The following is a 5,563-nucleotide window of genomic DNA, read 5'->3' as shown; positions in this document are numbered from 1 at the left end:
GATTCTTCTCTTGGACAAGCGCAAACTTCTCAAAGATTGGTTGAAGGAGATGGAGACTTTTGGGATTTTCGTCTTGAAAGTAAATATATTCAGCCTGCTTTAGGGATGTCTGTTTTTCCTCATTCTGAGCTAAAGATTAGGGAAGTTGTCCCACAAGTTCCGACCTATCTTCTGTTACAAAATGCTTTGTTTCATGTAGGGATTATGGATGTCAGTAATCAACAAAAGCAGTTGCAAGCTGTTCGGTCTATTTCTCGTAAGTTCTTAAAAACAGAAGGAAATTTTGCTTTATCTGTTCATAGTTACGGTGGGAGTTATCGTTATGTCTCAGATCTTTCTGCACTTGAATATGGCTACGATGGTAATCTTGATTATAACGCTATAGAAACAGACGTTTTACTCAACACGATAGAGAGGGCATATAGTACGGTATCTTTTGGGATTATGGGAGCCTATGGAAAGCTTTCTTTACAACCTCATAACGTGGAACAAAGTCAAAAGAGTCCGTTTAATAAATGGTCGTTCACGGCATACGGTAGTGTGGAACACAAAACTGGTTTTTACGCAGACGGTCTTTTATCTTATGGTTTTTTGAAAGGAGATGTTCTTACTCATGCTTGGGGTAAGACGGCGACATTAAAAGCAAATCCTCTGAATGTTTTATTGTCTGCTGGTAAAGTGTTTATGACAGGACATGAAGGTCTTATTTTTGATCCGCAGATTCAGCTTATTTATCAACATCTTCAATTTGATAAGTTTCGTGATATTGATGGGTTTGATGTTGAGATGAAAAAAGGCAATCAATGGTTGATGCGTATTGGAGGGGCTTTAAGTAAAATATTTACGGCATCTGAAAAGGATCGGATCATTTCTTTTAATGGAAATATTCATTTTGCACATCGTTTTGGTGAAAAACAGTTTGTTCATCTAAATGATGTTTTCCAGTTAGGTGCTTTTGGTTCTTCTTTAGAAACAGGTTTGGGTATTAATGCGCAATTTTCCTCTAAAGTTACACTTTACAGTGATCTTAGCTATCAGCATAAGCTAACCAAGGTGGGTTTTTCTGGATTGCGTTTTTCTGGTGGATTGCGTTATCATTTTTAACAAATCTTTTTAAAAATAATCGATGTATTTTGATCAATATAAAAGGGTCACGTTGTTTTAAATTTTTTGTCTCATTGATAAAGGCTTAAATGCTTTGAAAGAAAATTTGTCAATGAAACTCTAAATCCGTTTGTGTTGTTTTGTCTACAAATATATGAGATGCATTCGTCATCAGTTTTTTTTAATAGTAGCATTGTTATCCTATTATGCTGTAAAACGCCATTGTTTGAGGGGATGGATATCAAGTATGAAAAGAAAGGGTATTGATTTGTGATTGGGGGATTTTGCTGTTAAGCGAAGATGGATGATGCTTTAAAATGCACAGCTTCATATTTTTGTGAAGCGTCATTTTCTTCTTCGCTTTATATTCTGTAAGTCGCCTTTGAAAAATATGTGAGTGTGTGTAAATGCCTCTCTTTTAGATGGGGAGTGTGCAAGGTTGTTGATGAATTGCCATCATCAAATTCAATATCTCCAGTTTTTAAATTCTTAAAAAAACTGTTCTAGCAGCTGTTGCTGAAAATATATGAATAAAGCCATTATTTTCTTTGTAAAAAAATGAAATATAACTCTTAAATCAGAGTGGGGTTGGTAAGGTCTTTTTTCTCTTTTGAGGCGTGGAGAGAAGAGGTTGTTCATGTCAAAAAAGCCGATTATAAATCTTCATTTTTTCAAATATAGAAATATTGAAGAGTTTCTATTAAAATGCGCTGTAAAAATAGGTTATAGTTTTTCAATCTTTTGTTTTTGAAATATGCATCTTTAATAAAAAAGTGTTTGCGTAGAAAATCACCTTGTGATTTCACTTGTATCAATGGGGTTTATATCAAAGTTAAGAGTAAGTAAGAAATATTTCTATCGGGTTATTGATTAACATGGTGTTTCCATCGGATGCTTAAGATATCATCAAGCCATTTATGGTAATCGCGCGCTTCTTGATCTGAAGCATGAACAGAGAAAATAAAACCAGGATATCCACCAAATGCTGGTGGAGGTGGTGAAATATGATCAGGTTCAAAGAAAATTATAGTTCTGGCGGTTTGAGGATGCTGTGCAACCTTCTCTAGACCTGAAAAACCGCAGAAGCGTCCATAACCATGAAGAGGAATAATGTAATTTGCAGCCACTTTCTTAGCTGGAAGTACATCGGGAAGGTCTGGGGTTTGTTCAGCTAAAGCCGCTTTTATACAGAGTTTTGCAAATGAAACCCCTGTTCCTTGTTCTACAATAAAATGGGAGACACCCGATCCACCTATACGAGCGCCGATCTCAATGATATAAGGTAAATTATGAGCATCTAGGCGTAGCTCTACATGGGCAGTTCCCATATTTATACCAAGAGCTTTAACGCCTGAACATGCAACCTCACATAAAGCAATAATTAAAGGATCATCTATATCACAGCGTTGACGATAAATTGTTTCCTCAAACCATGGTCCTTCAGGTTGTCCTTTGTCGCCAACGGTTAAAACATGCACACCTGCTGTATCAACAAAGCATTCTACGACAAATTCTTTTCCTGGCAAATATTGTTCTACGACTAAACCTATATAGGTTTATCTTTATCATTAAAACGTGCCATGTCTTTATGCTGAACATTCCATACGGCTTTAATGAGATCAGGAAGTTCGTCGGAATTTTTAGCTAACATTACGCCTGTACTCGCCCATCCAGAGATGGGTTTAATGACGAGCGGATAATCCAAGGCTTGTATTTGTGATAGATCTTCTGGATTGTCTATATAAAGGAATCTTGGTGTTCTTAAGCCTGCTTTAGCAAAAGCTTGACGCATGAGATATTTGTTCCTAGTTAATGCTGCTACTTCTGGTTCAATACTTGGAGTGTTGATTTTTTTTGCAGCTAAAGCTGTCCATAGGATGGCTTCTTCGCGAAGGGTCATAACCCCAGCAATATTGCGTTCTTTTGCTCCCATTGCAAAAGTCTCTAGAGCTTCTTCTGGTTTATCAAAAACAGGAAGTTGCCAAGTTGAAGTTACTGCTGCGGGGAGTTGAGTAAGAGCGCTTTCAGCGGTATCATAGATCATTACTAATTCGATATTAGCTGCTTGTGCTGCTTCAAATATAAATGGTAGTTTTGCATTGCGTTGGCAAACTAACGCGAGTTTTTTCATTGTGTTTCCTCATTAAACTTGGAATTTTGAGCATGGCGTTTCTGTTGCTATCCAGATACCTTTGATGCATCTATAAATAAGAGTGTCATTCCTATAACAGCCATCATCATAGCAATTATTTTGATAATATTGAGAGAGGTGTTCGAGCCAATTAGCCATTCACATGCAACGACTGCAAAAGGAGATAATACACCAATAGTGTTGGCGTATAATACGCCTCCCTCAGCTAAAACTTTTTGGTACAAAACGTAAACTGGCGCTGAGCAAACAGTTCCTAAAATTAATATCTTAAATATATCTCCTAAATTAAGATATAAGAGTGGAGCAGGATCAAAAATGAATAATGGCATAAATGATACTGCAGAAATTGTCGTAATCTAAGCCAGTGAGGTGAGCAAAGGTAAATTTTTAAGATAACGTTTAGATAATAAGCCATAAGCAGAGTAAGAAAGCGCTGCTGTTAAAGCAAGAGCTATTCCTATAAGGCTGTAATATCCCCCCTCTACACTGTTTATATTGAATGCTATAGCCGCTACACTGACAATGATCATACCGATAAGCTTGAACCATGAGAATATCAGGTTATTCGTCAGTATCCCCAATTATAGGTAATCCCTGGAATAGTGGCTAAAACCATGGTTAAATCACTGGCTTTGAGCGATTTTAATGCACCAAAACTGCATATAAAATATAACGAGAATCCTAATATTGATAGGATGAAAAAAGGAGGTATCATGGAAAGTAATGGTAGGGATCTGAAAACAGCTTTCTCACGAAATAGTGCAATCAGCCATAAGGTGGCGGTAGTGGCCAACAACCTCAGTCCAACCGCATGCATTACTGGTATATTGCTCACCAAATTCTTAGATAATAACCAACTTATGGAAAACAATGCGAGAATGGCAAAAGTAAATAAGAATAACCGTCCTTTTAAGAAACTCAATGATTTAATCCCCCAATAATGTGCTGTGCATAAGATGATGTTGAAAAATTAAATCGTGACTGTGAAGTTTGCGGCTTTCCAAGATTATTTTGGATATATTCTTTAGCGCCTGCCAAATAAGCGTCATCATCTAATGTTTCAAGTGCTTCTATATCTGTAATTGCCAGCGATATTACTTGCTTAAGATGCTCTAAGTCAAATTGAATATAACCTTGATCTGTTTCAATGCTATGCATCAATATTTCAAAAAGCAAGATATAAGAAAAACAAATTCTTTTAAGAAATTATTCTAACAACTGTTTTTAGAATATATGGACAAGATTATTGTTTTGTTTGTTCAATATAAGGATATATTTTAAAATAAGAGCTGGAGTGGTAAGATCTTTTTCCTTCTTTGGAATTGTTAAGAAGGTCAGATTAAACCTTATTGAAGTCACAGAACCTAAAGAAACAGTCGTTCTCTTGAAAAGATTATAGGTAAACAATATGCGTGAGATTTTGAATCATTTTGATAGACCCTTGAATAAAAAGAGTTCTGTTCAGAAGACTCAAAATCTTTCATGCCAATCACCCCCCAAGCGGTTTTATAAGAAAGTGAAGATCGCTTGTGAGGAGGGAGGTTTTGCGATTTTGTTGGATGAACGTCCCGTTAAAACGCCTGCAAGGCGTCATTTTCTTGTACCAACGCAAGTGTTTGCTGAATTCATTACTCAGGAGTTTGAGAGCCAAAAGCACGTTGTTGATCCAGCAAAAATGCCGATGACGCGCTTGGTTAATACTGTTATTGATGGTATCGCTGATAATATGCAGGTTGTTTTTGAAGATTTATTGCGTTTCGTTGCCTGTGATATGATCTTTTATCGCGCACAAACCCCTACAGAGCTGGTGAAAAAACAATCTGAGCAATGGGATCCTTTATTAAATTGGGCAGAAGAAAAACTAGGAGCACGGTTTTATTTGACAGAAGGGCTGATGCATGTGGAACAATCACCAGAAGCCATTCAAGCAGTGAGTCATTATTTGCGTAGCATTGAGTCTCCTTATATGCTTGCGGCACTTCATATGATGACAACTTTAACGGGATCTGCGCTTATTGCTCTTGCGGTTGCTGCGGGAAAAATTGATGTCGATCATGCTTGGTTTCTTGCCCATTTAGATGAAGATTGGATGATGGAACAATGGGGAATGGATAAAGAGACAATGGCGCGCCGTGCTCATAAAAAAGTTGAATTTAATGCTGCTGTTACAATTGTCACAACTTGTTTATAGTTTTTTCAGTGTGTCTGCTTCCCATTACAGTATTTTCGTGACTTTTGAGGATTGATTTTTACTTTTTCAAGTCCAGGAAATACTTCATTGGTTATATTTAAGATTGCTTCGTCATT

General features: G+C 36.8%; 8 protein-coding genes. 2 read left to right on the top strand and 6 right to left on the bottom strand.

The window, feature by feature from the left end; translation table 11 throughout:
* On the top strand, positions 1-1,104 hold a 1,104-nt coding region (locus tag BN338_RS06990), incomplete at its 5' end, for an autotransporter outer membrane beta-barrel domain-containing protein (protein ID WP_039760455.1).
* Between the two features lie 863 nt (positions 1,105-1,967).
* Here BN338_RS06990 and BN338_RS13160 read toward each other — a convergent pair.
* From BN338_RS13160 to BN338_RS06975, 6 genes are read right to left on the bottom strand one after another with little or no spacing between them, the layout of a single operon-like run.
* Positions 1,968-2,630: an ATP-grasp domain-containing protein gene (locus tag BN338_RS13160; RefSeq protein ID WP_244427624.1), complete on the bottom strand. Its 663-nt coding sequence runs from the start codon at positions 2,628-2,630 to the stop codon at positions 1,968-1,970.
* A gap of 20 nt (positions 2,631-2,650) precedes the next feature.
* The gene (locus BN338_RS13155; protein ID WP_244427623.1) at positions 2,651-3,235 is read right to left on the bottom strand and encodes an ATP-grasp domain-containing protein; all 585 of its coding nucleotides are present in this window, start codon (positions 3,233-3,235) and stop codon (positions 2,651-2,653) included.
* A 47-nt stretch (positions 3,236-3,282) separates the two neighbouring features.
* Complete coding sequence (locus BN338_RS13150) at positions 3,283-3,585, bottom strand: EamA family transporter (RefSeq protein ID WP_244427622.1); 303 nt, start codon at positions 3,583-3,585, stop codon at positions 3,283-3,285.
* A gap of 27 nt (positions 3,586-3,612) precedes the next feature.
* Positions 3,613-3,837, bottom strand: coding sequence for a hypothetical protein (locus BN338_RS13145; protein WP_244427621.1), 225 nt, complete (start codon positions 3,835-3,837; stop codon positions 3,613-3,615).
* Positions 3,825-4,127, bottom strand: coding sequence for an EamA family transporter (locus BN338_RS13140; RefSeq protein ID WP_244427626.1), 303 nt, complete (start codon positions 4,125-4,127; stop codon positions 3,825-3,827). The genes BN338_RS13145 and BN338_RS13140 overlap by 13 nt, the downstream gene beginning before the upstream one ends.
* Before the next feature lie 47 nt (positions 4,128-4,174).
* The gene (locus tag BN338_RS06975) at positions 4,175-4,414 is read right to left on the bottom strand and encodes a hypothetical protein (RefSeq protein ID WP_244427620.1); all 240 of its coding nucleotides are present in this window, start codon (positions 4,412-4,414) and stop codon (positions 4,175-4,177) included.
* A 250-nt stretch (positions 4,415-4,664) separates the two neighbouring features.
* Here BN338_RS06975 and BN338_RS06970 point away from each other — a divergent pair, with 250 nt between their 5' ends.
* A complete protein-coding gene (locus BN338_RS06970) occupies positions 4,665-5,447 on the top strand; it encodes an ATP12 family chaperone protein (RefSeq protein WP_039760403.1) in 783 nt (260 codons plus the stop codon).
* Positions 5,448-5,563: the final 116 nt, after the last annotated feature.

This window comes from Bartonella queenslandensis AUST/NH15 (genome assembly GCF_000312585.1).
Classification (GTDB): domain Bacteria; phylum Pseudomonadota; class Alphaproteobacteria; order Rhizobiales; family Rhizobiaceae; genus Bartonella; species Bartonella queenslandensis_A.
The sequence above is the reverse complement of the archived record's forward strand: the minus strand, read 5'-3'. Positions and strand labels throughout refer to the sequence as shown.